Raw genomic sequence first — 26,354 nt, 5'->3', positions numbered from 1 at the left:
AACGCACATGTCCCGCAATCTGGAACTGTTTGAACGTGGCAAGAAATCCATCCCCGGCGGCGTCAACTCGCCGGTGCGCGCCTTCGGCCAGGTCGGCGGCACGCCGCGCTTCGTCAAGCGCGCCGAAGGCGCCTACTTCTGGGACGCCGACGACAAACAGTATCTGGACTATGTAGGTTCCTGGGGCCCGGCCATCGTCGGCCATGCCCACCCGGACGTGGTGCGCGCGGTGCAGGAAGCGGCCGTCGGCGGCCTGTCCTTCGGCGCGCCCACCGAGGGCGAAGTGCTGATCGCCGAGGAAATCCGCAAGCTGCTGCCCTCGGTCGAGCAAGTGCGCCTGGTCTCCTCCGGCACCGAGGCCACCATGTCGGCGATCCGCCTGGCGCGCGGTTTCACCGGCCGCGACCTCATCGTCAAATTCGAAGGCTGCTACCACGGCCATTCCGACAGCCTGCTGGTCAAGGCCGGCTCCGGCCTGCTCACCTTCGGCAACCCGTCCTCCGGCGGCGTGCCGGCCGACTGCACCAAGCACACCCTGGTGCTGCAGTACAACGACGTCGAACAGCTGGACAAGACCTTCCGCGAAATCGGCGACCAGATCGCCTGCGTGATCCTGGAACCGATCGCCGGCAATATGAATTTGATCCAGCCCTCGGCCGAGTTCGTCCAGGCGCTGCGCAGCCTGACCGAGCAACACGGCGCGGTGCTGATCTACGACGAAGTGATGACCGGCTTCCGCGTGGCGCTGAACTGCGCCCAGGGCCTGCACGGCATCAAGCCGGACCTGACCACGCTGGGCAAGGTGGTGGGCGGCGGCATGCCGCTGGCGGCCTTTGGCGGCCGCGCCGACATCATGGCCTGCATCGCGCCGCTGGGCAACGTCTACCAGGCCGGCACCCTGTCCGGCAATCCGCTGTCGGTGGCCGCCGGCCTCGCCACCCTCAAACTGATCCAGCAGCCGGGCTTCCACGCCGAGCTGGGCCGCCGCACCGCGCGTCTGGCCCAGGGCCTGGCCGACGCCGCGCGCGCGGCCGGCGTGACCATGAGCAGCGACAGCGTGGGCGGCATGTTCGGCTTCTACTTCAGCGAGCACGCGCCCAAGTCCTACGCCGAAGCCACCCGCTGCGACATCGAACGCTTTAAGCGCTTCTTCCACGCGATGCTGGACGAAGGCGTCTACTTGGCGCCGTCCGCCTACGAAGCCGGCTTCGTCTCCAGCGCCCACAGCGACGACATCATCGAGCAGACCCTGGCCGCCGCAGCCCGCGCGCTGAGCCGCGTCTAAGCCTGAACGCCGCCGCCTCCGCGCGGCGGCGCCTTCCCGTATGCACACTCCCCCCACCCGCCTGGCCTGGCGGCTGCGCGTCGAAGCCTCCGGCGTGGAGCTGCAGCCCTGCGAGCAAACGCGAGGCCCCGACGGCTACGGCCGCGGCCGGCGCCTGCCGCTCACCAGACTGCTGGCGGAACAGGACGGCCTGGACTGGCTCGGCGGCCAGGACCGGCTGATCCTGCGCGCGCTGGCCGCCTTGCAGGCCGACATCGCCGCCGACGGCCACGCGGCGCTGGACGCGCTGGCCGCGCTGCCGCTGCTGGTCGGCCACCCGGCGCTGTACTGGGCCGACGCGCCGGAACAGCCGCTGCGGGTGGAGGCCGGCCAAGTGGCGCTGGAACTGGAGCGCCAGGGCGAACAGATCTCCCTGCGGCTGAGCCCGCCCGGCATCGCCGCATGCGCAGGCGTGCTGTGGCGCAAGCTGGCGCCGGACCGTCTCGCGGTCTACCGGCTGGACGAGGAGGTGCGCCAGATCGCCGCCCTGCTCGGCCACAGCCTGAGCCTGCCCTGGCACGCCCGCAAGAAAGTGCTGGACGCCATCCGCGACATCGCGCCGGAGCTGCCCTTGCACGACGTCAGCGCCAGCTTTGACGACAGCCTGCCCAGCCAGCCGGCCGACGCCGTTCTGCGCGCGCTGCTGCGGCTGGACGAGGCCGGCCTGCGGCTGCAGCTGAAAGTGCGCCCGCACCCGGCCAGCGCGCTGTACGCGCCCGGCCGCGGCGCGCCCGGCCTGGTGGTGAGCGCGGACGGCGTCGCGCTGCAGCTCAAGCGCGACCTTCCCGCCGAGCGTGCCCGCCAGCGCCGGGTCCACGCCGCCTGCCCGACGCTGGCCGCCGCGCGCCGCGACAGCGACGAATGGGTGCTGGACGGCCAGCAGGCGGCCTTGGACCTGCTGGCCGAACTGCAGACGCTGGACGCGGACACCCTGCAATGCGAATGGCCGTCCGGCCAGCGCCAGCGCATCCGCGCCGGCGTCGGCCTGCCGCAGCTGAAACTGAGCGCCAAGCGCAAGGGCGGCTGGCTGGAAGTGGACGGCGAACTGGGGCTGGACGACGGCAACATCCTGGCGCTGCGCCATCTGCTGGAAGCGCTGGCCGGCCAGTCCGGCCGCTACCTGCGCCTGTCCGACGGCGACTGGCTGGCGCTGTCCGACTCCCTCGCCGCCCGCCTGCGCCAACTGACGCTGCTAGCCGACCACGCCGCGCCCGGCGGCCTGCGCCTGAGCCCGCTGGCCGCGCCGCGGCTGGGCGAACTGGCGGCCGAGGCCGGCGCTTTCGACGGCGACGCCGGCTGGAATGAACAATGGCGGCGGCTGCAATCGCTGCAAAGCTTCGAACCCGAAATACCGGACACCCTGCGCGCCACGCTGCGGCCTTACCAGCAGCAAGGCTACAACTGGCTGGCGCGGCTGGCCCACTGGGGCGCCGGCGCCTGCCTGGCCGACGATATGGGCCTGGGCAAGACGGTGCAGACGCTGGCGCTCTTGCTCAGCCGCGCCGCGCTCGGCCCGCAGCTGGTGGTGGCGCCCACCTCGGTGGCGCTGAACTGGCTGGCAGAGGCCGCCCGCTTCGCGCCCAGCCTGCGGCTGCGGCCCTACCAGCAACAACGGCGGCTGGACAACGCCGGCCCCGGCGATCTGGTGGTGGCCAGCTACGGCCTGCTGCAACGCGACGCCGACACCTTCGCCGAGGTGCGCTGGGCCAGCGTGGTGCTGGACGAGGCGCAGGCGATCAAGAACGCAGCCAGCCAGCGCGCCCAGGCCGCCCACGCGCTCTACGCCGATTTCCGCCTGGCCGCCAGCGGCACCCCGGTGGAAAACCATTTGGGCGAATTGTGGAGCCTGTTCCGCTTCGTCGCGCCCGGCCTGCTGGGCAACGAGGACAAATTCCAGCAGCGCTTCGCCCAGCCCATCGCCGACGGCGACGAAGACGCCCGCGACGCGCTGAAGGCGCTGATCCGCCCCTATCTGCTGCGCCGCACCAAGCAACAGGTGCTGACCGAGTTGCCGCCGCGCACCGACATCACCCGCGCCGTCCCGCTGAGCGAGGCGGAAATGGAAGTCTACGAGGCGATGCGTCAGCAGGCGCTGGACAAGCTGGGCCAGCCGGGCGAGGCCGAGGGCGGCGCGATGCAAGTGCTGGCCGAACTGACCCGGCTGCGCCGCTTCTGCTGCCACCCCACGCTGACCCAGCCGGACAGCGCCTTGCCCTCCGCCAAGCAGGCATTGTTCCGCGAACTGATGCTGGAACTGCTGGACAACGGCCACAAGGCGCTGGTGTTCAGCCAGTTCGTCGATCACCTCGCCATCGTCCGCCGCTGGATGGACGAGCAAGGCATACGCTACCAATACCTGGACGGCGCGGTGCCCGGCCCGCAACGCAAGGCGCGCATGGACGCCTTCCAGGCCGGCGACGGCGAGGTGTTCCTGATCAGCCTGAAAGCCGGCGGCACCGGCCTCAACCTGACCGCCGCCGACTACGTGATCCACCTCGACCCCTGGTGGAACCCGGCGGTGGAAGACCAGGCCAGCGACCGCGCCTACCGCATGGGCCAGCAGCGGCCGGTGACGGTGTACCGGCTGGTGGCCCAGCACACCATAGAAGAAAAGATCGTGGCGCTGCACGCCAGCAAGCGCGAGCTGGCCGACAGCCTGCTGGACGGCGGCGATCTCAGCGCGCGGCTGGACGGCGCGGCGCTGTTGGCACTATTGCGCCAAAGCTGAGCATTGCCCTTTCGTCATAAAATGGGCAAGCTGGCGTCATTTCCTTGATTCCGGATTATCCATGCTCAAAGCCCTCCTGCTGTCCAGCCTGCTGCTGTCCGCGCTGCCCGCCTGGGCCGGCCTGTCCCAGACCGACACCGCCTCCGAGAAAATCTCCGTCGGCACCCTGTCCATCGTCGCCGCGCCGGCGATCAGCGTGGCCGGCAGCGCCCAGGGCAAGGGCGAATCGCTGCTGGCCCCGGTGCTGGCGGTGACCGGCAGCGCCTATGTGATCACCGGCCTGGCCCAGGGCGCCGGCGACACCGTCAAGATGTCGCTGGATGCGGTGCAAGGCGGCGCCAAGCTGGTGGTGGAGTTGTCCGGCAAGGCGCTGAAAGCCACCGGCGCCGCGGTCGGCGCCTCGGTGCAAGTCACCGCGGTGGCTAGCGGCACCATGCTGGTCACCTCCGGCAAAGTGCTGGCCTTCATCCCCAACAAGCTGGGCGAGGCCCTGCTGGAGCACAACCGTGTCCCGTCCTGACGCTCTGCCCGCCCGCCTCGCCGGCCTTGGCCTGGCGCTCTGCCTGCTGCTGCCGCACACCGCCCAGGCCGGCCGCAGCTGCGAGGAACAAACCATCACCCCGGCCACCTTCGGCAAGGCGATGGCCGCCGCCGAACAGCTGCGGCAAAAGCTGGACGCCAGCGGCGGCGGCGTCGCGGTGATCGGCCGCGTCGGCCAGGACCTGTCGCGCTTCAAGCTGCGCTACACCCATGTCGGCATCGCCTACCGCCAGCCGGAAGGCCGCTGGCGCGTCGCCCACCTGCTCAACGACTGCGGCAGCGCCAGCTCCGACCTGTGGTACGAGGGCCTGGGCAATTTCTTCCTCGACGATATGTATTCCTTCGAATCGGTGGCGCTGCTGCCGCCGCCGGCGCTGGCCGCCCGCCTGCGCGAACGGCTGCAGGCGCCGCCGCGGCTGCGCGAACTGCACACCCCGCAATACAGCCTGCTGGCCTATCCCTTCGCCACCCGCTACGAAAACTCCAACACCTGGGTGCTGGAAACGCTGGCGGCCTCGGCCAGCCAGGAAGCGCGCATCGCCAACCGCGAACAGGCGCAAATGTGGCTGAAGCTCAACGGCTACGCGCCGTCGGAACTCAAGCTGGGGCCGCTGACGCGGCTGGGCGGCCGCATGTTCAAGGCCAATGTCGCCTTCGACGACCACCCCAACGAGATGCGCTACGCCGACCGCATCCAGACCGTGACCGTGGATTCGGTGATGAACTTCCTGCAGGCGCGCAAGGAGGGCTGGCAAGTGTTGGACATCCCCGCGCCTTGACTTGGCCTCGAGCCTGTTCACGATCTTTTATGAGTACCTTGAGATGCTGTGTAGATACGTAGGAGACTTCGTATTCGACGCGCCCCGGCACCCTTCAAGCCTGCCGTCGGGGGGCGGGCCCGAGGTTTTAGCTACGCAACAACTTCGCTTCGCGGGTTTTAAGCGGCGGCTTGTTCGAGCACCGCGACCTTAGCGCCCCATCACTGAGAATCTTTGATTCGCTCAGCGATGGGGCGGCTGGGCCGCGCACATCTCCCTTTCCGTTTGATTTCCTCGCGACGCTTCGCTCGGTCAGGGCGGAACCGGCCCTAAATCATCATTTAGGCCATTAGCCCGATCTGAAATAATCAAAAACGAGCTCCAGCAGCAAAACCAGCCTACATAGCGCAGCGACGGGCCTGTGCCGCCGCCGCGCCTGGCCTCAACCGCTGTTGCGCAAGCCGGCCGAAGTGCCGTTGATGGTCAGATGAATCGCGTACAAGGCCTCGGCGTCGTCCGGCTGACGGCGCAGCCGGCTCAGCAACTCGGCCTGCAACAGGCCCAGCGCGTCCAGATACGGCAAGCGCGTTTCCAGGCTGCGGTGCAGCGTCGGGTTCTTCTCCAACAGCGCGCTTTGGCCGGTGACGGCGTAGAAAGCGTCCAGCGTGGCCTGCCACTCGGCCTGGATGCGGCCGAACAGCGCCTCGGCCAGCGCTCGGTCCTCCACCAGGCCGGCGAAGCGGCGGGCGATGCCCAGATCCGCCTTGGCCAGCACCTGCTCCATATTGGACAACACCACCTGGAAGAACGGCGAACTGCGATACAGGCTTTGCAGGCGCGCGCGGCCGGCTTCGCCGTGGCGCTCGATGAAGGCGCGCACCGCCGAACCGACGCCGAACCAGCCGGGCAGCATCACCCGCGATTGCGACCAGGAGAACACCCAGGGAATGGCGCGCAGGTCCTTGATCGAAGCCAGGCTCTTGCGCGAGGCCGGCCGGCTGCCGATATTGAGCTTGGCGATGGCGTTGATCGGCGTCGCCTCCAGGAAGTACTGCATGAAGCCCGGCGCTTCCACCAGCTCGCGATAGGCGCGGTAGGCGGCGTCCGACAGCTCGTCGAACACCGTCTCGTCGGTCTCGCAGCTGGCGCAGCCGCTGAGGCTGGCTTCCAGCGTCGCCGCCACCAGGGCTTCCAGGTTGCGGCCGCCGATGGCCGGGTCCGAATACTTGGATGCGATCACCTCGCCCTGCTCGGTGATGCGGATGCGGCCGGCCACGCTGCCGGCCGGCTGCGCCATGATGGCTTCGAACGACGGACCGCCGCCGCGGCCCACCGAGCCGCCGCGGCCGTGGAACAGCCGCAGCTTGACCCGGCCGTCGGCGAAACAGCGCACCAGCCGCTTTTCCGCCTGGTAGAGCTGCCATTGGCTGGTCAGATAACCGCCGTCCTTATTGCTGTCGGAATAGCCCAGCATCACTTCCTGCATGCGGCCGCGGCTGTCCAGCAGTTGCTGGTACCACGGCAGCGCGAACAGCGCCGTCATCACCTGAGCGCTGCGGTCCAGATCGGCGATGGTTTCGAACAGGGGCACCAGGTTGACGCTGGCGCGCGGCTGCCCGTCCACCAGCCGGATCATGCCGGCCTCCTTCAGCAGCAGCGCCAGCGCCAGGATGTCGCTGACCTGGGCGCAATTGGAAATAATGCTCTGGCCGATGGCGTCCACGCCGAACTGACGTTGGATCAAGGCCGCCTCGCGGAAGATGGCCAGTTCCTTCTCCGCTTCGGCGCTGTAGTCCAGATAGGGCGAATACAGCAGCCGCGGCGTGGCCAGCTCGCGCAGCAGCACCCGGGTCCGCGCCGCCTCGTCCAGCGCCGCGAACTCCTCCAGCCCGGCGCGGGCGAACAGCTCGCCCACCACCGCCTCGTGGCTGCCGGCGAACTGGCGCAGGTCCAGCGGCATCAGGAAGAAGCCGAACACGTCCACCGCGCGGATCAGTTCCGCCAGCCGGCCGTCGGCCAGCGTCGCGCTGCCGTGTTCGCGCAGCGAGGCATCCAGCACCGCGAGATCGGCCTGGAATTCAGCCTGGTCGGCATAGGGCCGGCCCGCCGGCCAGCGGCCGCTCAGGCTCACGCCCAGCCGCAGGCCGGTGGCCAGTACCCGCGCCTCCATTGCCGCCAGCGCGCGCCGATACGGTTCCTCGCGGCGGCTCTCCTCCTGGTCCGGCGTCAACGCCGCCAAGCCCACCAAGGCCGGGCTGACGCCGACCAGGCGCTGCGACAGCGACAGCTCGCGGTACAAGGCCGCCAGCTCGTACAGATAATGTTCGAAGGCCACTTGCGCCTGGCGCGTCACCGCGTGGCGCAGCACCACGGCGTCGACATTGGGGTTGCCGTCGCGGTCGCCGCCTATCCAGCTGCCGACGCGGATGAAGGACGGCAACGGCGTCGTCTGGCCCCAGGTGGCCTCAATCTGCCGGTCCAGGCGCTGATACAGCGCCGGCAAGGCCTGGAAGAAGGTCAGCGGGTGGTAGGCGACGCCGTTTTCGATCTCGTCCTTGACCGCCAGCTTGAAGTGACGGATTTCCGAGGTCTGCCACAGCGCGACGATCACGCGCTTGAGCTTGGCCTCCAGTTCCTCTTCTTCTTCCGGCGTCAGGTCCGCCGCCGCCAGCTTGCCCAGGAAACGGCGCACCGCGCGGTGGCCGTCCAGCACGCTCTGGCGCTGCACCTCGGTGGGGTGGGCGGTGAGGATGGCGCCGACATAGGCGTCGCGCAGGGTGTCGGCCAGCATGGCGATGCTGACGCCGTCCGCCTTCAGCTTGCCCAGCGCGCGCGACAGGCTGCCCTGCTGCGGCGCGGAACCGGCCTGTCGGTGGGCGCGGCGGCGGCGCACATGGTGCAGGTCCTCGGCGATATTGAACAGCTGGGCGTACAGGCCGCAGGCGCGCACCAGCGCCATCGCCGCCGCCGGGCTCAACTCCGCCGCCAAGGGCTGGCTGCGTTCCTCGGCGCTGCGGCCGGCGATGGCGCGCACCTCGGCGTAGACCTCGGGGCCGGCCTGTTCGCTCAACACTTCGGCCAGCGCGCGGTCCAGGCGCGCCAGATCGGCGCGCAGCGGCAAGTCCTTGTCTAAATCGCTCATTCGGTATTCCTTGATGATGACGAGCGGCCGTGGCCGCTCCTAGTTTTGAATCGGCTCAAGTCAGCGCGGTCGCTGACTTCAGACGATTCGTTTCGCATGCAAAACATCATAAGCAGGCTTGCCTCTGTAGTGGCAACACTACTGTCATTTAAGCCGTTAGATATTGACCTGACTGCGCATTGCGCAACATCAAGCTTTACGCCCCCGCCTGGACGATGCCGCGGCGCTGCGCGTCGGGCCGGCGTGCTAGAATGCCCGCCATCCAAGCACATAGCCCAATCGGAAACCGGTTTTCATGGACAAAATCGTCATCGCCAGCCGCGAGAGCCGGCTGGCCATGTGGCAGGCCGAACATATCCAGGCCCGGCTGCAAGCGCTCTACCCCCACCTCAGCGTGGACATCCTGGGCATGACCACCCAGGGCGACCAGATTCTGGACAAGACCCTGTCCAAGATCGGCGGCAAAGGCCTGTTCGTCAAAGAGCTGGAAGTGGCGCTGGCCGAAGGCCGCGCCGACCTGGCCGTGCATTCGATCAAGGACGTGCCGATGGTGCTGCCGGAAGGCTTCGCGCTGGCCGCCATCTGCGAGCGCGAAGACCCCCGCGACGCGCTGGTGTCCGCCCGCTGCGCGGACTTGTCGGAGCTGCCGGACGGCGCGGTGGTGGGCACCTCCAGCCTGCGCCGCGAATCGCAGATCCGCGCCCGCTATCCGCGGCTGGTGGTCAAGCCGCTGCGTGGCAATGTGCAAACCCGGCTGCGCAAGCTGGACGACGGCGAATACGACGCCATCATCCTGGCCGCCGCCGGTCTCAAGCGCCTGGGCCTGTCCGAGCGCATCCGCAAGGAGCTGCCGCCGTCGGAAAGCCTGCCGGCCGCCGGCCAAGGCGCGCTGGGCATCGAAATCCGCGCCGACCGCGCCGACCTGATGCGACTGCTCGCGCCGCTGAACCACGCCGCCACCCACGCCTGTGTCAGCGCCGAGCGCGCGCTGGCGCGCGAGCTGGGCGGCAGCTGCCAGGTGCCGCTGGGCGCCTTCGCCACCCTCAGCGAAGACACGCTGACGCTGGGCGGCTTCGTCGCCAGCCCGGACGGTTCGGTGATGCTGACCGCCAGCGCCAGCGCCCCGGCCGATTACGCCGACGCGCTGGGCCGCGTCGTGGCCAAGAAGCTGCTGGACGACGGCGCCGGCCCGCTGATCGAAGCGGTGCTGGCCGACCCGCGCTGAGACGGCGATGCCGCGCGTCCTGGTCGCCCGCCCGCTGGCGCAAAGCGCCGAGCTGCTGCGCCTGCTCGCCGCCGCCGGCTTCGACGCCGGCCATCTGCCGCTGATGGAGATCGCTCCGCAGCCGGATGCGCTGGCGGCGCTGCCGCGACAAGCGGCGGCGGCGGACTGCCTGGTCTTCGTCAGCCCCAGCGCCATAGATCAGGCCTGGCCGGCACTGCGAACGCTGGACCTCGCCGCCAAGCGGCTGGTCTGCGTCGGCCGCGCCAGCGCCGCCAAGCTGGCCGCGCTCAGCGGCCGGACGGCGCTGCACCCCGCCGAGGGCAGCGACAGCGAAGCCTTGCTGGCCCTGCCCGAACTGGCCGATATGCGCGGACAGCGCGTGCTGATCGTGCGCGGCGTCGGCGGCCGGCCGCTGCTGGCGCAAAGCCTGGCCGCGCGCGGCGCGGCGGTGGAGTTCGCCGAAATCTACCGCCGGCTGGACGGCGCGCCGGACTGGGCGGCCTTCGACCTCGCGCCGCCGGACGCGGTAATCGTCACTTCCGGCGAAATCGTAGAGCAATTGTTCCGTCTCGCTGGCCCCAGTCGAATCAGGACGTTACAATGCCTGCTATATTGCGTGCCGCATCCGCGCGTGGCCGACCGGCTCGCCGCGCAAGGCGCGACGCGCATCATGACAACCCGGGCCGAAGACAGCGCGCTGGTCGCCGGCCTTAAAAAATGGTTCTGTCGTCACCCATGAGCGAATCCCAGATCACCGAAACCGCCAAACCCGAGTCCAAGAAATCGCTGAGTCCGGCCTTGCTGATCGCCATCGCCGCGCTGGGCGTGTCCGGCTGGCAGTACTTCAGCACCCAGCAGGAACTGACCGCCGCCCGCCAGGAACTGGCGCGCCGGCTGGCCGAAGGCAGCGGATCCGCCAAGGAGCTGCGCGCGATGACCGAGCAGGCGATCAGCGCCAACCGCGCCACCGAAGGCCGGCTGGCGCTGATGGAGGCCCGCGTCAACGAATCCGCCGGCCAATACGCGACGCTGAACGGCATGTACCAGGAACTGACCAAGAACCGCACCGACTGGCTGCTGTCCGAAGTCGAGCACACCCTGGCCATCGCCAGCCAGCAATTGCAGCTGGCCGGCAATGTGCCGGCCGCCGTGTCCGCGCTGGAGATGGTGGACGCGCGCCTGGCCAAGTTCGACCGCCCGCAGCTGATCGGCGTGAAAAAGGCGGTGGCCACCGACCTGGAAAAACTCAAGGCCCTGCCCTATCTGGACAGCGTCGGCCTCACCGTCAAGCTGGACCGGCTGATGCTGTCCGCCGACAGCCTGCCGCTGGCGGTGGACGCCCACCGCCTGGCCAGCCAGAAACCGCAGGCCAAGGCCGCGACGCCGGCCAGCGCGCCGCTGTGGGAACGCTTGGTGGCCGACGTCAGCAAGAGCCTGGGCGAGCTGATCCATATCCGCCGCATGGACAAGCCCGAAGCGCTGCTGCTGTCGCCGGAGCAAGCCTTCTTCCTGCGGGAAAACCTGAAAATGCGCCTGCTGGACGCGCGCCTGGCGCTGATCCAGCGCGACGGCAAGACCTTCGCCGCCGACATCGTGGCCGCGCGCAGCTATGTGCAGCGTTACTTCGACCGCGACGCTCCGGCCGTCACCCAATGGCTGGGCACGCTGGGCGAACTGGAAGGCGCGCCGCTGGACGTGGCGCTGCCGGACATGAACGCCAGCCTCAAATCGGTGCGCGACGCCCAAGGCGCGGCAGGAGAATAAACCGTGAAATTCGCCTTGTGGATTACCGGGCTGTTTGCCCTCGCGGTGCTGGTCGGCCTGGCCGCCACCCTGAACACCGGCTACGCCATCCTGTTCCTGCCGCCTTACCGGATGGAAGTGTCCTTCAACCTGCTGATCGTGTCGGTGGTGGCGCTGATCTTCGTGGTGCACCTGGTGCTGCGCATGGTGGCGGTGGCCGCCAATCTGCCGGCGGAAGTGCGCCGCTTCCAGCGCCAGAAAAAGCTGAAAGCCTCCCGCCACGCGCTGCGCGAAGCCGGCATTTCCTACTTTGAAGGCCGTTTCCAGAAAGCCGAGCGCGAGGCCAGCAAATCGCTGGACGACGAATACTCGCCGGAAAACAAGGCGCTGGCGCTCTTGATCGCCGCCCGTTCCGCCGGCGCCGCCGGCGATCTGGACAAGCGGGACGGCTATCTGGCGCAACTGGACGCCATGCCGCCGCGGCTGCAGCTGGCGCGCCATATGCTGGACGCGGAACTGAAGCTGGAAGCCAAGGACCCGCTGGGCGCCTTGGCCGCCATCGAACGCGCGCGCGCGCTGTCGCCCAATCTGACCAACGCCTTGCGGCTGGAATTGAAGGTCCGTCTGTTGCAGAAGCAGCCGGAGGCGGTGCTGGCGCTGACCGAGAAACTGCTCAAGGCCGACGCGCTGGAGCCGGAACAGGCGCGGCGCTACCGCTTGGCCGCCTACCAGCAACAGCTGGTGACGCTGCTGGGCGGTCAGGAAATCCGCGACTGGCTGCGCCGCATTCCGGAAGCCGAACGCAGCAACCCGCAGCTGATGGACCAGGTGGTGGCGCGGCTGATCGTGCTGCAGGACTACGACTACGCCGCCACCTTGCTGGCCGGCGCGCTGGCCAACGACGACCACGACACCCCGGAGCTGTCTCGCGAACTGGGCAAGCTGGCCGAGCACCTGAGCGAGGACAAGCGCCTGGAACTGCTGAAAACCGCGGAAAACTGGCTGAAGAAGCGGCCGCGCGACCACTGGCTGCTGATGGCCTTGGGCCGTCTGGCCCTGTGCCAGCAGCTGTGGGGCAAGGCGCAGAGCTATCTGGAAGCCAGCGCCTCGATCTCGCCGACGCTGTGCGCCCACGCCGAGCTGGCGCGGCTGTTCGAAGCCACCGGCAAGGAAGAGCTGGCGGCTCAGCATTACAACAAGAGCCTGGAGCTGGCGCTGAAACAGGGCTGCTGACCCCGGGGACTCCATACGAAAAAGGACATGCTCGCGCATGTCCTTTTTTATTTGCCCTGATTGTTATCGGCTCAACTCGACAACAGCAGCACCCCCCAGGCCAAGGCCAGATAGCGCGCCGCCTTGCCCAGGGTCAGCCACAGAATGCTGGACCACCAGGGCAGGCGCAGCCAGCCGGCGGCCAAGGGGATGGCGTCGCCGATCACCGGCAGCCAGGACAGGGCCAGCACCGCCGGGCCGAAACGCTGAAACCAGCCGGCCAGCCGCGGCGGCAGCTCCTTGCGCGGCGCCAGCCGCCCCAGCCACAGACTGGTGACGCTGCCGGCGGTATTGGCCACCGTGGCCACCAGCAAGGCCGGCCACAGCCACTCCGGCCATTTGTACAGAAAGGCGGACAGCGCCAGTTCGGAATTGCCGGGCAGGATGGTGGACGAGGTGAAGGCCGACACCGCCAGCCCGCCCAGGCCCAGCCAAACCAAATGACTCATTCATCAAACCCGATGGTTTCGCCGCAGGCGGCGGCGATGGCGGCGCTGAGCGTGGAGAAGAACTCCGAACCGTCGCGCGCGGCGATCCAGCGGCCGTCGCGGAAGGCGAAGTGGTAGCCGCCGCTCTTGGCCGCGATCCACAGCTCCTGATTGGCGGTGTGGCGGTTGACGATGATCTTGGCGCCGTCGCTGAACTCGATGTCCAGCACATTGCCGGACACCAGGTAGTCGGCGTCCAGATCATTGTCGTCGATGGCGGCTTCGATGCGTGCGAAGATGGCGTCGGTGTGCCGCAGAAATTCGGTTTCGTTCATTGCGCTTTCCCGTTGAATGACGGCCTGGACGCCGTCTTGGCGCGGCTCAGGCCTTGATCGCCGGGCGCATCGGAATCACACGACGCGCCGCAGCTTTGCTAGTATCCAGATTTTGCCACATTGGAACTCATTCGTATGCGCACCTTGCTGGCTTGTGCAAGCCTGACCCTGTTCCTGGCCGCCTGCGGCTTCAAAGGCCCCTTGTATCTGCCCGCCCCCGCCGCCAAGCCGGCCGCCGCCGCGCCGGCCGTCAAACCCGCGGCCAAGGCCAACGCCTCCGCCCCGCGCGCCGCGGCCGAACCCGCCGCTCCCGCCGTCCGCTGACGGTTCCCGCCGCGCTTTGGGCCCGGCGCGGCGGCCGCGAAATGCCGAAGACATATTGATATTCCCACGCGGTTTCCTGCGCTTCAGTCATATCCTTTACACTCAAAGGCTGTATCTGCAGATAAAGGAGCCGCCGATGTCCCACTTCGCCCGTCATCTGGAACATCACACCATCGTCAACCCCTTTCCCGGCATCGCCAAGCTGGAAGCGGCCTTGGGTCACCGCATCGGCGCGCGCATCGGCTCCAATGAAAGCATGGCCAAGCCGGCCTCGCCGCTGACGGCGGAATTCGGCGAGATGATGACGGAGCTGGCCCGGCTCTACCCGGACCCCTACGCGCACGGGCTGCGCCAGCGCGCCGCCGCCCACAACCGCGTGGACCCGAGCCAGGTGCTGTTCGACACCGGCGCCGACAGCCTGATCCTGCTGGCGCTGCGCCTGGCCTGTAATGTCGGCGACGCGGTGGTGTGCACCGCCGGCACCTATCCCACTTTCCGCTATTTCGCCGAAGGCGTGGGCGCGCGCATCCTGGAAGTGCCCTACCAGCAGCAAGGCGACCGGCTGCAAGCCGATCTGCCGCGGCTGGCGGAGGTGGCGCGCGCCGAACGCGCCGCCGTGCTCTATCTCGCCAACCCGGACAATCCCAGCGGCCATTACTGGGGCGCGGACGATATCCTGGCGCTGCGCGAAATGCTGCCCTCGTCCACGCTGTTGATTCTGGACGAGGCCTACGTCGATTTCTGCGTGGACGCGCAGGACGCGCCGCCGCAAGGCGCGCTGCCCAACACGCTGCGGCTGCGCACCTTGTCCAAAGCCTATGCGCTGGCCGGCCTGCGGGTGGGCTACGCCGTCGGCCCGCAGCACATCGTCGCCAAGGCGGACCAGATACGGCCTCAATTCGCGCTGTCCAGCTTCGCCCAGCTGGCGGCTCAAATCGTGTTGGACGATCCGGACTACTCGCGCCAGCTGATCGCCGCCACCATCCATCTGCGCGACAAGCTGTCCGACGCCTTGCGCGCGCGCGATCTGGTGGTGATGCCCTCGCACACCAACTTCGTCTGCATCGCCTATCGCGACGCCGCCAGCAGCGAGGCCATTCACCGCCAACTGCTGTCCGACGGCATCGCCGTGCACCGGCCGCCGCATCCGGCGGTGCGCCATCTGCTGCGCGTCACCGCGCAGCCGCAGGCGCTGTCGGCCAAGGTGATGGCGGCGCTGGCGGAAGGTTAAGAAGCGGCTCAACATCCGATGCGCTTCGTGATACGAGGCGCGGCGAGCACCGCTTCGTAAATGCCCACGCGCTACGCGTGCGTTTCGCTTTCTCAGCGGTTTTCGCCTTGTCTCGCCCTGGCTCGCAAGACTTTGAACCGCTCTCCCGCCCCATAAAAAACGCCCTGGACCGGCTAGCGGCCCAGGGCGTGGTCTTTTCCCCGCCGTCCTCACTCCGAGGTGCTGGGGTTCCAGTAAGCCTGGCTGATGAAAGGCTGGGCCACCAGCTTGGCGGCGATCTCCTCCAGCTCCTCCCACTCCACCGAGGTGGACAGCAAGGTGGCGGTCATCTCCACCTCGTCGTCGCCGAAGGGCTCCACGTCCAGATCCCCCACCGGGTATTTGGACTCCTCCAGCAGATCGCTGAGCAAGGCCATCGCGTGCTTCTGGCCGGAACGGCTGGAAATCACGCACAGCTGGTAAGTGACTTCGCTGGTTTCGTCGTCGATCGGCTTGCGGTTGATGGAGTTCACCACCGGACGCAGCAAGGTGTTGCTGGCCAAGACGAACAGCGTGATCAGAAAGGCCTGCGGAATCTGACCGGCGCCGGCGCTGGCGCCGACCGCGGCCGAGCCCCACAAGGTGGCGGCGGTGTTCAAACCGCGCACATTCAGGCCTTCCTTCATGATGGTGCCGGCGCCCAGAAAGCCGACGCCGGACACCACGTAGGACGCCACCCGCGCCGCGCCGCCGGTGCCGTCCAGCTGCAAGGCCATGTCGACGAAGGCCGCCGCGCCCACCGCCACCAGGGTATTGGTTCGCAAGCCGGCGGTACGCTGACGGAACTGCCGCTCATAGCCAATGGCCGAGCCCAGGATGAAAGCCGTCAACAGGCTGAGCAAGGTTTGCAGCAGACCAGACCCGTTGAAGCCCAGAAACTGCAGTAAGGTTTCCACTTCTTATTCCTCCTGCGGTCGATTGAAAAAACAGCGCTCCCGTCGCGCCGGGAAACAGTCAGGCAGTTTGCCACATCCGCGTCACCGGGTCGTGTCCGACCAGGCGATTGCTGCGCGGCGAAGCACACGTGGCGCCGGCCCAAGCAGGAAAATTGACGACGGCGGATTCCTGCTGACAGTACGCTGTCAGCAGGGGGGCCGCACACTGTCCTCCAGGCCGCAACGCCGCCTCCGTCCCGCCCGGAAGCGGCGCCGGGATGTCCCCGGCCGGATCTCGATAAAACCTGTTCAAGGAGTGTGCCATGTCCCCCGTTCTACACTGGTTTGAAATTCCCGTGCTCCAATTCGAGCGCGCCGTCGCCTTCTATCAACAGGCGCTGCGGGTGGAGCTGCAAGAAGAGAGCTTCGACAATAATCGCATGGCCCTGTTTCCCCAAACCGGCGACAGTTGCGGCGGTGCGCTGCTCAGCTGCCCGCAAGCCCGCCCCCATGTCGACGGCGTGCGCGTCTATCTGGACGGCGGCGCCGATCTCGACGCCACGCTGGAACGGATAAAGAGCGCCGGCGGCATCGTGGTGCAGCCCAAGACCGCGCTGCCGGAGAACTGGGGCCAGATCGCGCTGTTTTCCGATCCGGACGGCAATCTGATCGGCCTGCACAGCGCCGCATGAGCCGGCGCTACTGGATAGGCGTGGCCAGCCGCGACCATGTTCGGCGCGGTCTGGCCGGCGGCTTCGCCCAGCTCTGCCACGGCAAGGCCGCGCCGCTCAGGCGGATGGCGGCCGGCGACGGCCTGATCTATTACTCGCCGGTGTTGAGCCTGGAGGGGCGCGAGCCCTGCCAGCGCTTCACCGCCGTCGGCCTGGCGGCGGACGCGCGGGTCTATCCCTTCCGGGTCAGCGCCGATTTCGAACCCTACCGGCGCGACATCGCCTTCTGGCCGGCGGAGGACGCCGACATCCGTCCGCTGCTCGGTCAATTGGCCTTTATCGAGGATCCGGCGCGCTGGGGCTACGCTTTCCGCTTTGGCCACCTGGAAATCGGCCGTGCCGATTTCCTGTTGATCGCGCGCGCAATGCGGGCGACACTGCCGCCATCCATGCTGCGGGAATCCGACTGAATGCGCCGAGCCGACCGACTGGTCCAAATCCTCTTGCTGCTGCGCGGCCGCCGCCGCACCACCGCCCGGCAATTGGCCGAATGGCTGGAGGTGACGCCGCGCACCGTCTACCGCGATATGGCGGACCTGATGGCCAGCGGCGCGCCGGTCAACGGCGAGGCCGGCGAGGGGTATTGGCTGGAAGCCGGCTTCACGCCGCCGGCGGTGGCGTTTTCCGCGCGCGAACTGGCGGCGCTGGAAGTGGGCGCCCGCATGCTGGCCGCCTGGGCCGACCGCGACACCGCGGCGGCGGCGCAATCGGCGCTGGGCCGCATCCACGCGGTGCTGGGCTCGTCCGGCCTGCCGCCGGAACCGCTGTACGCGCCGACGTCGGGCAATTACCCGCGCGAGCGCTTGGCGCCGCTGCGCGACGCCATCGTCTCCCGCCAGCCGCTATGGGTGGACTACCGCGACGAAAGCGGCCGCGGCAGCCAGCGCGCCTTGATGCCGCTGGCGCTGTTCTTCTGGGGCGACCGCTGGCTGCTGGCCGCCTGGTGCGGGCTGCGCCTGGACTACCGCAGCTTCCGCGTGGACCGGCTGCAAAGCTGGCGCGCCACGGACTTGAGCTGTCCGCCCGGGGTCAGCCTGGCCGGCTATCTGAGCCATGTGGACGCCGGCGGCCAGGCGCTGGCCTGGCTGGAACAACACCAGCGCCAACCCTGGCATCAGGAATAAGACCCGCTAACAAAACCCCTGATCCCGCGTTGCGCCTCCTTGTCGTACTACGGGTACTGCCTGCGTCGGCGCGCCTTGGCTCAGGTTCTCTGCGAGGTGTTGTTAGCGGCTCTAAGCGCCGCGTCGCCGGCTCAAGGCAGCAAGATGATGGAGCCGCTGGTCTTGCGTCCTTCCAGATCGCGGTGCGCCTGCGCCGCCTCGGCCAGAGGATAGCGATGCGAAGGCGCCACCTTGATCCTGCCGTCCGCCACTCGTTCGAACAGCGCCTGGGCCGAAGCCTCCAGCTCCGCGCGGCTGGCGATGTAATCGGCCAGCTTGGGCCGGGTGAAGAACAGAGAGCCGCGGCTGGTCAATTCCAGCGGCGCGAACGGCGGCACCGCGCCGGAGGCGTTGCCGAAGCTGACCAGCATGCCGCGCGGGCTCAGGCTGGCCAGCGAGATCTGGAAAGTGTCCTTGCCCACCGAATCGTAAACCACCGGCACGCCCTGGCCGCCGGTGATCTCGCTCACCCTGGCCACTACGTCTTCTCGGCTGTAATTGATCACATGCTGGCAGCCCAGACCGCGCACGATGTCGGCCTTGGCGTCGGAGCCGACGGTGCCGATCACCGTCGCGCCCAGCGCCGTCAGCCACTGCACCGCGATCTGGCCGACGCCGCCGGCGGCGGCGTGCCACAGCACGGTCTGCCCCGGCCGCACCGGGTAGCTGCGCTGCACCAGATACTCCACGGTCATGCCCTGCAACATCATGCAGGCGGCGGATTCGTCGCTGATGCCGTCGGGAATCTTCACCAGCACCGCCGCCGGCAACAGCCGCTCGCTGCTGTAAGCGCCCAGCGGGCCGCCGGCGTATGCGACGCGGTCGCCCACCGCCAGGCCAGACACCTCCGGCCCCAGCGCCTCCACCACCCCCGCCGCTTCCTGGCCCAGGCCGGACGGCAGCGGCAGCGGATACAGGCCGCTGCGCTGATAGGTGTCGATGAAGTTGACGCCGATGGCGGTGTGACGCACCCGCACCTGGCCCGGTCCCGGCGCGGCCAGCGTCTGGCTCTGCAGGCCCAGCACTTCCGGCCCGCCGGTATGGGAGAAAACGATGGCTTGAGTCATGGCGGCCTCCTCGGCGCAAAAAATCCAGTGTGCGGCAGCGCCCTCCCCCGGACAAGACACTGTCGCAGAACAGACTGTTTCGATGCTCAGGCCAATAATTGCCCGCGCCCCCAGGCCAGCGCCTCCGGCAAGACGCGCGGCCAGGCTTCAAGCCTGTGGTCGTCGCCGTTGAACACCGTCTGACGGCAGTCCAGATACAGCGCGGCCGCTTCGCGCCAGTCCAGCACCTCGTCGCGGCTGCCCAACAGCAGCCAGTAACGGCGCGCGGACGGCTGCGCCACGCGCTGCGCCAGCAAGGCCCGCATATCGGCGTCGCTCAGGGTATAGACCACGCCGGTATAGGGATTGGTTTGTTCGCCGATGAAGCGCGCCAGGTCGTCGTAAGGCCGCACCGCCGGGTTGATCAGCACCGCCGGGCGTTGATGACGCTCGGCCAGAAACGTGGCGTAATACCCGCCGAGGGAGCTGCCGATCAACAGGGTGTCGGCCGGCAAGGAGGCCACCAGGGCGGACGCCTGCTCAATCGCCTCGGCCGGATGCGGCGACAGCTGCGGACAATGCAGGGTCGCATCGAAAGCGTTCTGTTGCAGATAAGCGGCGGTTTCGTTCGCCTTCAGCGATTGCGGACCGGAGTTGAAGCCGTGCAGGTAAACAATATGCATGCGAATGGGAACAAACGGAAAAGAAAGAGTTCATTCTAAATGGCCATCGTCCCAAGAAAAACCCTGGCAGCCGCGGCTGGCAACCGTCCTTTCGACGGGCTTGCCAATACATTCGCATGAATGATACAAAAACGCGGAAAAAATAATAAAACCGACGATTTATGCCATTGAGCGCGGTTTACAAAGATAACAGGAGAACATTAATGCTTGCCACCCTGCCGGACAACGCCCTCGTCGCCGACGCCACCACCACCAAGCCTTACTCCGTCGCCAGCCTGATCATGGCTTGCGGCTTTCTGCACCACAGCGCGCAGGCCTTTCTCGACGACGTGCGCGCCGATCAGGCGCTGATCCGTTCCGGCTTCTGCCCCCGTCACCATGTGCATGTGGACCGCGACGGCCAGGCCACGGTGGACGGCTTCGTCCACGAGCAAGTGGGTTTGTTGCTGCAACACAACGCCTCCCTGCATTTCGCCCTGCATGAGATGCTGATGCAGTTTGGCCCGGACGCCTGCAACGACACCCTGGCCGGCATCATCGTGCGCGGCCTGTGCGGGGTTCAGGACTGGCAGGCCGCCTGCCAGTGCCTGGCGGCGATGCGCCGCGGGCCGGCCCGCGCCTGAAAGCCCGGCCTGGGTTTCGAGGCCTACTTGGCCCTCTTGGCCAGATCCAGCGCCTTGAGCCTGGCGCCGACGTCGCCCTGAACCGCCGCCTTGGCGTACCAGCGTATCGCCGCCGGCAGATCCCGCTCCACGCCGTCGCCGTGCTCGTACATGCTGGCGATCAGATATTGCGCGCCCATATCGCCCTGCTGCGCGGCTTTTTCGTACCAGTACGCGGCCAGCCGGTAGTCCTTGGCCGCGCCGCGGCCCAAGAAGTACTGGGTGCCCAGATCCAGCTCCGCCGGCAGATAATCCTGCCGCGCGGCCAACTGGAACCAGCGCGTCGCCTCGGTCTGCGATTTGGCCACTTGCTGGCCGCTTTCATACAGCGCGCCCAAGGCGTGCTGCGCCTGCGGCAGACCCGCGTCGGCAGCGCGGCGCAGCCAGCGCTCGCCCTGCGCCCGGTCCGGCGCGCCGCCTTCGCCGCGCCAATGCATCATCGCCAGGTCGAAAGCCGCCACCCGGTCGCCCGCCTGGGCCGCTTGCTCGAACTGCCGGCGCGCGGCGGCGAAATCGCCGCGCTGATAGCTGGCCCAGCCCGCCACGTCCGCGGCCAGGGACGCCAGCGCCCACGCCGCCCATATCCCGCCTGCCCACGCCTTCATCGCGCCTCTCCTCATCGGGCCCGTACTACCAAAGCTTAGAAGCTGTTCAAAGCCCGCTGAAGCGCCAATGCGCTACTGACGCATTCCGCTTTCTCAGCGGCGTTCGCCCTGTCTCGCTCTCGCTCGCGAAACTTTGAACAGACTCTTAGTCGGCGGCGGCTCGCCGCCCAGCTTCCTGTCGATGAACTCCAGGAAGGCGCGCGCCTTGGCCGGCACGTGCTTGCGCTCGGGAGACACCGCGTGCAGCGGCAGGGGATAGCGCTCCAGCAGAGGCAGCAGCCGGCCGGTAGCCCGGCGCAATGCTTGCTATGCTGAAAGTCCATCCCGCGCGACTAAACCACCATGGCTCCACCCCTAGGCCCTCATCCCGAGCGACAGCTGTACCGCGACGCGGACGGCCGATATTGCGCGCGTCTGGGCGGCTGTCAGCTCAGCAGCGTGTTCCAGCCCTTGTTCTACCGCAGCGGCGGCGTGTTCGGCTACGAGGCGCTGCTGCGCGTGCGGACGCAGGACGGCCAGACGCCGTCCCCCGACTCTTTTTTGTCCGGCCTGCCGCCGGAGCTGGCGCTGGAGGCCGATCAGCTGGCGCGGCTGATCCACATCCGCAATTTCGCGCAAAGCGGCCAATCCGGCTGCCTGTGCCTGAACCTGCTGGCCCAGACCGCGGTGGTGGACAACCACGGCCGCAATCACCTTCCCCTGCTGCAAGGCCTGCTGGACTCGCTGGAACTGGACAGCGGCGGCGTGATTTTCGAACTGCCGGAATACGAGGTGGAACACCACGGCCAACCGCTGATCAACAGCCTGCGTCTGACCGCCGAGGCCGGCTTCGGCCTGTCTGTGGACGATTTCGGCGCGGTGGCCGCTCGCCACGGCAAGGTCAAGTCGCTGTGCCCGGACCTGATCAAGATAGACCGCAGCCTGCTGCTGGACTATATGTCCGGCGAACGCCACCGGCTGCCGGTGCTGCTGGAGCTGGGCTGGCAGATAGGCTGCCGCATGGCGGTGGAAGGCATAGAAACCCGCGAGCAACACCAGGCGATGCAGGAACTGGGGGTCGAGCTCTACCAGGGCTTCTACCTGGGCAAGCCGGCCGAACTGCCGGTGACCTGCCAGCTGTGACCGGCGCGGTCCAGCCACAGGCTGAGCAAGGCCAGCGCGGCCAACGCCGCGCCCAGCCATACCGGCGCGCGCAGGTTCCAGCCGGCGTCCAACAAAGCGCCGCCGCCCCAGGAACCCAGCATCAGACCCAGATTGACCACCGACATGTGCAGGCTGTTCACCATAGGCCCGCTGCCGCCGGCGCGCACCACCCGCGCCACCATCGCCGGATTCATCGGCAGGCCGGCCAGGCCCAATAGCAGCACGCACGCCGCCGTCGCCGCCTGCCATTGCGCCAGCAAGGCCAACGCCACCAGGGCAGCCAGCAAGACCAGCAGACCGCCGCGCAGCACGGCGCGGGTGTGGCTGTCCGCCAGGCGGCCGCTGAACAGATTGCCGAGCACCGTCGCCAGCCCGTAAGCGGCGAACAGCCAGGGCAGCTCCGAAGCGGCGAAGCCGCTGACCCGGGTGAACAAGGGCGCCAGATAAGTGAAGGCGGCGAACACCGCGCCTATGATCAGGCCGCTGCTCAGATAAGCCGCCCACAGGCTGGGTCGCGCCAGCCGGCGGCCCTCCTCGCCCAGACTCAAGGTCTGCGGACGGACGCCGGACGGCGTCAGCGCGGCGATGCCCGCCGCGGCCAACGCCACCATGCCCGCCACCAGCCAAAAGCTCACACGCCAGCCCCAGCTCTGATCCACCCAGGCCGCCAGCGGCAGGCCGGCCACCGAAGCCAGCATCAGGCCGTTGAGCACCAGCGCGGCGGCGCGCGCCACCCGGTGTTCGCCCACCAGTTCCGCCGCCAAGGCCAGGGCCACGCCGAAGAAAGCCGATTGCGCCACGCCGCAGATCAGCCGCGACCACAGCATCTGCCGGTAATCGCCGGCCAGCGCGCCCAAAGCCTGCCCGGCCAGGAACAACAGCAACAGACCGATCAGGCTGTGCTTGCGCCGCGCCGAACGCAGCAGCCAAGTCAGCGCCGGCCCGCCCAGGACCACGCTGGCGGCGAAGGCCGATACCAGATTGCCCACCGCCGGCAAGCCGACGCCCAGGGCCGCCGCCAACGACGGCATCATCCCCGCCACCATGAATTCCGACGTCGCCATCGCAAAAATGCATAAGCCCAATAGATACACCGTCGCCGGCATCGCCGACTCGCCGCTCTTGCCTGTCATCCCGCTTCTCCCGTATCGCACATGAACGAGGGCTTATGCTAGATTCCTTGGCGATACGGAAAAATAGTCTTCAATTCCATACATAACGGAACTGTATTCCGTAATTTCGGGGCAAACCATGGAAAAAATGAGCGGCATCGAGCTGTTCGCCCACATCGCCCAACAAGGCAGCCTGGTGGCCGCCGGACGGCAACTGGGCATTTCCGCCTCGGCCGCCGGCAAAGGCCTGGCGCGGCTGGAGGCGCGCTTGGGCGCGCGTCTGGTTCAACGCAGCACCCGGCGGCTGACCTTGACCCCGGCCGGCGAACAATACCTGCAACGTTGCCTGCGCATTCTGGACGAAGTGGAAACGGCGGAGCGCGAGTTGCAACAAGAGCAGGCCGCGCCGCGCGGCCGGCTGAAGGTGGGCCTGCCGCACGAATGCGGCGTGCTGGCCCCGCTGCTGGCCGCCTTCATGCAAGACTATCCGGAGATCGAACTGGATCTGGACTACAGCGACCGTCTGGTGGACGTGATAGGCGAAGGCTTCGATGTGGTGATTCGCGGCGGCGAACCGGGAGACTCGCGCTTGAGCGCGCGGCGGCTGGGCGCTTACCGCATGCGGCTGGTGGCCGCGCCGGCCTACTTCGCCCGCTGCGGCGAGCCGGCGTCGCCGATGGATCTGACGAAGCACCGCTGCCTGCATTACCGCTATCCGCGCAGCGGCAAACTGGCGCCGTGGCCGCTGGCCGGCCAGGATGAAGACGCGCCGGCGCTGCCGGTCCATGCCTGCGCCAATACCGGCGACGCGCTGATCCAGCTGGCGGAGCAAGGCGCCGGCATCGCCTGCCTGCCGGACTTCACCGTGCGCCGCCAACTGGCGGACGGACGGCTGCAGGCGCTGCCGGAAGCCTGGGCCGAGCGCAGCGGCGTCCTTTATCTGCTATGGCCCGGTTCGCCCTATCCGCCGCCGCGGCTGCGCGCCTTCATCGACTTCTTCGCCAAACGCGGCTTCCCCGGCGGCTGAACCCCGCCGGACTCTGGCTCAGGGCGCCGACACCAGCCGGTCCGCCATCGCCTTGATCGCCCGCATCTGCACCCCGTTCTTCCAGGCGAAATTCACGCCGGTATAGCCGAACCAGTCCCAGCAGCCGTTCGGGTTGCCCGGCGGCATCGCCGTGGTCTGCGGATACAACACGATGATGCGATTGCTGTCCGCCCATTCGTTGTAGCCGGCATGGCCGTAGAAAGCGTCGCCGACCGCGCCCGCGTACTGGCGGCAACCGTGCAGCGCCACATGCACCTTGCAGGATTCGCCCTCGGCGCAGGCGCGCGGCACATAGACATAGCCCTCGTCGGCCAGGCTGCTGCCCGGCGGCGCGTACGGCTTCTGGTTGAAAGCGGACACCTGGCTGCTCAATTGGCCGGCGCGCGGCTGCAAGGGGCCGTAGATTTGCGTCAGGATAGCGCCGGCCTGGTCGTAGCCTTCGCCTTTCCAGTCGCAATGGTTGACGTAAGGCGACTTGGTCTCGCCGCAGTCATTGCCGTAAGCCGGCGTGATCTGGGCATGGCCGGCCGGCAGGCTGCGCAGGTAGTCGATGCTCGCCGCCGGCACCCCCAGCTTGCGGAAATAACGCTCGGCGCTGTCCACCACCGCCGTCTTGACGGTATTGTCCTGGCTGCCGCTGAACAGATAGACGCGGCGCTTGGCCAGGTTGGACAAGGGATCGATCTGTCCCGCCAGCGCGAACTGCTGCGTCGCCAGCACCAGGCCGCCCACCTCCGGCGGCGGACCGCTCATGCAGGCCGGCGCGCCCGCCAGCATGCCCTTGGAACAATAGTAAGGCCCGCCCGCCACCACGCCGACGCCTCGCACCGAGGCGGAAAACGCCACCTGATACTGCACCGCCATGAAGGCGCCGGACGACAGACCGGACACCGAAGACTGCCGCGCGTCGCCGCGATACGCCGGCAGCGGCTCCGCCGCCGCCATCTGCGCCAGCGTCAACGCCAGCGCCCCAGCCCACCACCAAGCAGGTTTCAACATAAGCCCTCCTTAAAGAACCCGTTCCCTGTCCGCCCCGCGTCGTCAAACGCGACACGGCGAGCGCGGCTTTGAAACGCCCATGAGCCACGAGCGCTCCGCGTGCTCGGCTGCTTCGCCTTCGCTCGCGAGACTTTGAACAGACTGCGGTATCGCGCGAGGATCGCGCTCCCGCCTGGATTATGGCGTCCCCAGCCGGCAAAAATCACCCCAATGTCATGAATCGTCGGCAAATCGGTCAGTTCCCGCCCTGCCCCCAACCCCTCTCTGCCGCCGGAGCTGTTCCGCGTCGCTGGTATTCCGTACTATTCCAGTTTCATCAATGACAAGAAGAACGGCATGCCCCCGCTCCCCGCGCCCCGTACCGCCGGCCTGCGCGTCTCGCTGTTGCTCGGCCTGACGCTGACGCTCGCCGCCTGCAAACCCCAGCCGCCTCCGCCCGCCGCCGAGCCGGCCGACACCGCCAGCGCGCCGTCCGTCGCCGGTCAAGTGCGACGCCTGAGCGCCGTGCCGGCCGGCGTCGAGCTGCGCGGCAAGCTGACCGCCGCCTACGGCTGGACGGACAGCGCCGGCGAGCACGTGCTGGTGCTGGCGGAGCGACAGGAAGCGCGCGGCGCCGACGGCGCGCAGAGCGCGACGCTCTACGCCGCGCAATACACGCTGGGGCAGGATAGGCCGCGACGGCAGTGGATGCTCAGCGACGGCGTGACGCGCTGCGAGTTCGACGCCAGCGCGACCTTCGATCTGGCCTCCATTGCTTTTCCGGACCTCAACCGCGACGGCGCGCTGGAAACGGTGGTCGGCTATCGCAGCGCTTGCGCCAGCGACGTCAGCCCCAACGACTACAAGCTGATTCTTCACGCCGGCAAAGCCAAATACGGCCTGCGCGGCCTGGATCGCCAGGGCGTGCGCTGGCTGGACCCGGACAGCGGCCACCTGACCGGACTGCCGCTGCCCGAGGACTGCAGCCCGCAGGGCCAGCGGGCGCTGCAGGCCAAGGGCTGGGAGAAAGACTTCGAACCGCCCTATCTGCCCGGCTGTTACACCGACGAAAACGACTTCGCCGCAGCGCCACCGGCTTTTGCCCGCCACATGCGCCAGCAGTGGTTCGCGCTGATGCGGCATCAGGAAGACAACTGGCTCAAGCAACAACAGGAATGAGCGCGCGGCTTGCGGCCCTCGCAAACCTGCCCTTCGGTAA

General features: G+C 68.1%; 27 protein-coding genes. 17 read left to right on the top strand and 10 right to left on the bottom strand.

What is annotated here, in order from left to right; translation table 11 throughout:
- Positions 1-7: 7 nt before the first annotated feature.
- The 4 genes from hemL to QUG03_RS01300 all read left to right on the top strand — a co-directional run bounded on the left by hemL (position 8) and on the right by QUG03_RS01300 (position 5,371).
- Positions 8-1,285, top strand: a complete 1,278-nt coding sequence (gene hemL, locus QUG03_RS01315; RefSeq protein WP_500819195.1) for a glutamate-1-semialdehyde 2,1-aminomutase — start codon at positions 8-10, stop codon at positions 1,283-1,285.
- Positions 1,286-1,325: 40 nt separating this feature from the next.
- Positions 1,326-4,052, top strand: a complete 2,727-nt coding sequence (locus tag QUG03_RS01310) for a DEAD/DEAH box helicase (RefSeq protein ID WP_500819194.1) — start codon at positions 1,326-1,328, stop codon at positions 4,050-4,052.
- Positions 4,053-4,113: 61 nt separating this feature from the next.
- Positions 4,114-4,572, top strand: coding sequence for a hypothetical protein (locus tag QUG03_RS01305; RefSeq protein WP_227105711.1), 459 nt, complete (start codon positions 4,114-4,116; stop codon positions 4,570-4,572).
- Entirely contained in the window at positions 4,559-5,371 is an 813-nt protein-coding gene (locus QUG03_RS01300) for a DUF2145 domain-containing protein (protein ID WP_227105712.1), read from the top strand. The genes QUG03_RS01305 and QUG03_RS01300 overlap by 14 nt, the downstream gene beginning before the upstream one ends.
- Before the next feature lie 421 nt (positions 5,372-5,792).
- Here QUG03_RS01300 and ppc read toward each other — a convergent pair whose 3' ends face one another.
- Complete coding sequence (gene ppc / locus QUG03_RS01295; RefSeq protein ID WP_227105713.1) at positions 5,793-8,492, bottom strand: phosphoenolpyruvate carboxylase; 2,700 nt, start codon at positions 8,490-8,492, stop codon at positions 5,793-5,795.
- 295 nt (positions 8,493-8,787) lie between these two features.
- On the opposite strand from ppc, the gene hemC reads away from it, so the two are divergent.
- The 4 genes from hemC to QUG03_RS01275 are packed head-to-tail and all read left to right on the top strand — an operon-like array spanning position 8,788 to position 12,693.
- Positions 8,788-9,717, top strand: coding sequence for a hydroxymethylbilane synthase (hemC, locus tag QUG03_RS01290; RefSeq protein ID WP_500819193.1), 930 nt, complete (start codon positions 8,788-8,790; stop codon positions 9,715-9,717).
- Between the two features lie 7 nt (positions 9,718-9,724).
- Positions 9,725-10,456, top strand: a complete 732-nt coding sequence (locus QUG03_RS01285; protein WP_227105715.1) for a uroporphyrinogen-III synthase — start codon at positions 9,725-9,727, stop codon at positions 10,454-10,456.
- The gene (locus QUG03_RS01280; protein WP_107801199.1) at positions 10,453-11,481 is read left to right on the top strand and encodes a uroporphyrinogen-III C-methyltransferase; all 1,029 of its coding nucleotides are present in this window, start codon (positions 10,453-10,455) and stop codon (positions 11,479-11,481) included. Before QUG03_RS01285 ends, QUG03_RS01280 begins: the two co-directional genes overlap by 4 nt.
- A 3-nt stretch (positions 11,482-11,484) precedes the next feature.
- Entirely contained in the window at positions 11,485-12,693 is a 1,209-nt protein-coding gene (locus QUG03_RS01275; protein WP_048412739.1) for a heme biosynthesis protein HemY, read from the top strand.
- 71 nt (positions 12,694-12,764) lie between these two features.
- Here the strand turns inward: QUG03_RS01275 and QUG03_RS01270 are convergent, their stop codons facing one another.
- Positions 12,765-13,181 carry a YqaA family protein gene (locus QUG03_RS01270; protein ID WP_107801200.1) on the bottom strand — a complete coding sequence of 139 codons (417 nt, stop codon included), beginning with the start codon at positions 13,179-13,181 and terminating at the stop codon, positions 12,765-12,767.
- The gene (gene cyaY, locus QUG03_RS01265) at positions 13,178-13,495 is read right to left on the bottom strand and encodes an iron donor protein CyaY (protein ID WP_107801201.1); all 318 of its coding nucleotides are present in this window, start codon (positions 13,493-13,495) and stop codon (positions 13,178-13,180) included. The genes QUG03_RS01270 and cyaY overlap by 4 nt, the downstream gene beginning before the upstream one ends.
- 135 nt (positions 13,496-13,630) lie before the next feature.
- Between cyaY and lptM the strand changes: the two genes are divergently transcribed.
- Together lptM and QUG03_RS01255 are read left to right on the top strand one after the other, a co-directional pair.
- Complete coding sequence (gene lptM / locus QUG03_RS01260; protein WP_500819192.1) at positions 13,631-13,819, top strand: LPS translocon maturation chaperone LptM; 189 nt, start codon at positions 13,631-13,633, stop codon at positions 13,817-13,819.
- Between the two features lie 136 nt (positions 13,820-13,955).
- Positions 13,956-15,050, top strand: a complete 1,095-nt coding sequence (locus QUG03_RS01255; RefSeq protein ID WP_107801203.1) for a pyridoxal phosphate-dependent aminotransferase — start codon at positions 13,956-13,958, stop codon at positions 15,048-15,050.
- A gap of 209 nt (positions 15,051-15,259) precedes the next feature.
- On the opposite strand, the gene QUG03_RS01250 is transcribed toward QUG03_RS01255, so the two are convergent.
- Entirely contained in the window at positions 15,260-15,985 is a 726-nt protein-coding gene (locus QUG03_RS01250) for an MgtC/SapB family protein (protein ID WP_019103569.1), read from the bottom strand.
- A gap of 302 nt (positions 15,986-16,287) precedes the next feature.
- On the opposite strand from QUG03_RS01250, the gene QUG03_RS01245 reads away from it, so the two are divergent.
- From QUG03_RS01245 to QUG03_RS01235, 3 genes are read left to right on the top strand one after another with little or no spacing between them, the layout of a single operon-like run.
- Positions 16,288-16,656, top strand: coding sequence for a VOC family protein (locus tag QUG03_RS01245; protein ID WP_107801204.1), 369 nt, complete (start codon positions 16,288-16,290; stop codon positions 16,654-16,656).
- Complete coding sequence (locus QUG03_RS01240) at positions 16,653-17,105, top strand: EVE domain-containing protein (RefSeq protein ID WP_500819191.1); 453 nt, start codon at positions 16,653-16,655, stop codon at positions 17,103-17,105. The genes QUG03_RS01245 and QUG03_RS01240 overlap by 4 nt, the downstream gene beginning before the upstream one ends.
- Entirely contained in the window at positions 17,106-17,819 is a 714-nt protein-coding gene (locus tag QUG03_RS01235; protein ID WP_107801206.1) for a helix-turn-helix transcriptional regulator, read from the top strand. It begins immediately after the preceding gene.
- Between the two features lie 131 nt (positions 17,820-17,950).
- Here QUG03_RS01235 and QUG03_RS01230 read toward each other — a convergent pair whose 3' ends face one another.
- Both QUG03_RS01230 and QUG03_RS01225 read right to left on the bottom strand, forming a co-directional pair.
- Entirely contained in the window at positions 17,951-18,925 is a 975-nt protein-coding gene (locus QUG03_RS01230) for a quinone oxidoreductase family protein (RefSeq protein WP_107801207.1), read from the bottom strand.
- Between the two features lie 86 nt (positions 18,926-19,011).
- The gene (locus QUG03_RS01225) at positions 19,012-19,587 is read right to left on the bottom strand and encodes a YqiA/YcfP family alpha/beta fold hydrolase (protein ID WP_474454997.1); all 576 of its coding nucleotides are present in this window, start codon (positions 19,585-19,587) and stop codon (positions 19,012-19,014) included.
- A gap of 203 nt (positions 19,588-19,790) precedes the next feature.
- On the opposite strand from QUG03_RS01225, the gene QUG03_RS01220 reads away from it, so the two are divergent.
- Positions 19,791-20,210 carry a hypothetical protein gene (locus tag QUG03_RS01220; RefSeq protein WP_500819190.1) on the top strand — a complete coding sequence of 140 codons (420 nt, stop codon included), beginning with the start codon at positions 19,791-19,793 and terminating at the stop codon, positions 20,208-20,210.
- 23 nt (positions 20,211-20,233) lie between these two features.
- Here QUG03_RS01220 and QUG03_RS01215 read toward each other — a convergent pair whose 3' ends face one another.
- Together QUG03_RS01215 and QUG03_RS01210 are read right to left on the bottom strand one after the other, a co-directional pair.
- On the bottom strand, positions 20,234-20,854 hold the full coding sequence (locus QUG03_RS01215) for a tetratricopeptide repeat protein (RefSeq protein ID WP_500819189.1): 621 nt from the start codon (positions 20,852-20,854) through the stop codon (positions 20,234-20,236).
- A gap of 93 nt (positions 20,855-20,947) precedes the next feature.
- Positions 20,948-21,154, bottom strand: coding sequence for a hypothetical protein (locus tag QUG03_RS01210; RefSeq protein WP_500819188.1), 207 nt, complete (start codon positions 21,152-21,154; stop codon positions 20,948-20,950).
- A 42-nt stretch (positions 21,155-21,196) separates the two neighbouring features.
- Here QUG03_RS01210 and QUG03_RS01205 point away from each other — a divergent pair, with 42 nt between their 5' ends.
- Positions 21,197-21,976 (top strand): EAL domain-containing protein, encoded by a 780-nt coding sequence (locus QUG03_RS01205; RefSeq protein ID WP_107801210.1) that lies wholly within the window; start codon positions 21,197-21,199, stop codon positions 21,974-21,976.
- On the opposite strand, the gene QUG03_RS01200 is transcribed toward QUG03_RS01205, so the two are convergent.
- Positions 21,931-23,130, bottom strand: coding sequence for an MFS transporter (locus QUG03_RS01200; RefSeq protein WP_500819187.1), 1,200 nt, complete (start codon positions 23,128-23,130; stop codon positions 21,931-21,933). The genes QUG03_RS01205 and QUG03_RS01200 overlap by 46 nt on opposite strands.
- A 118-nt stretch (positions 23,131-23,248) precedes the next feature.
- Between QUG03_RS01200 and QUG03_RS01195 the strand changes: the two genes are divergently transcribed.
- Positions 23,249-24,136, top strand: a complete 888-nt coding sequence (locus QUG03_RS01195; protein WP_500819186.1) for a LysR family transcriptional regulator — start codon at positions 23,249-23,251, stop codon at positions 24,134-24,136.
- An 18-nt stretch (positions 24,137-24,154) separates the two neighbouring features.
- On the opposite strand, the gene QUG03_RS01190 is transcribed toward QUG03_RS01195, so the two are convergent.
- The gene (locus tag QUG03_RS01190; RefSeq protein WP_500819185.1) at positions 24,155-25,156 is read right to left on the bottom strand and encodes an extracellular catalytic domain type 2 short-chain-length polyhydroxyalkanoate depolymerase; all 1,002 of its coding nucleotides are present in this window, start codon (positions 25,154-25,156) and stop codon (positions 24,155-24,157) included.
- Positions 25,157-25,492: 336 nt separating this feature from the next.
- On the opposite strand from QUG03_RS01190, the gene QUG03_RS01185 reads away from it, so the two are divergent.
- Complete coding sequence (locus tag QUG03_RS01185) at positions 25,493-26,314, top strand: M949_RS01915 family surface polysaccharide biosynthesis protein (protein ID WP_107801213.1); 822 nt, start codon at positions 25,493-25,495, stop codon at positions 26,312-26,314.
- The last annotated feature ends 40 nt before the right edge of the window (positions 26,315-26,354 follow it).

The sequence above is a fragment of the Chromobacterium sp. CCUG 30098 genome (genome assembly GCF_059916605.1).
The sequence above is the reverse complement of the archived record's forward strand: the minus strand, read 5'-3'. Positions and strand labels throughout refer to the sequence as shown.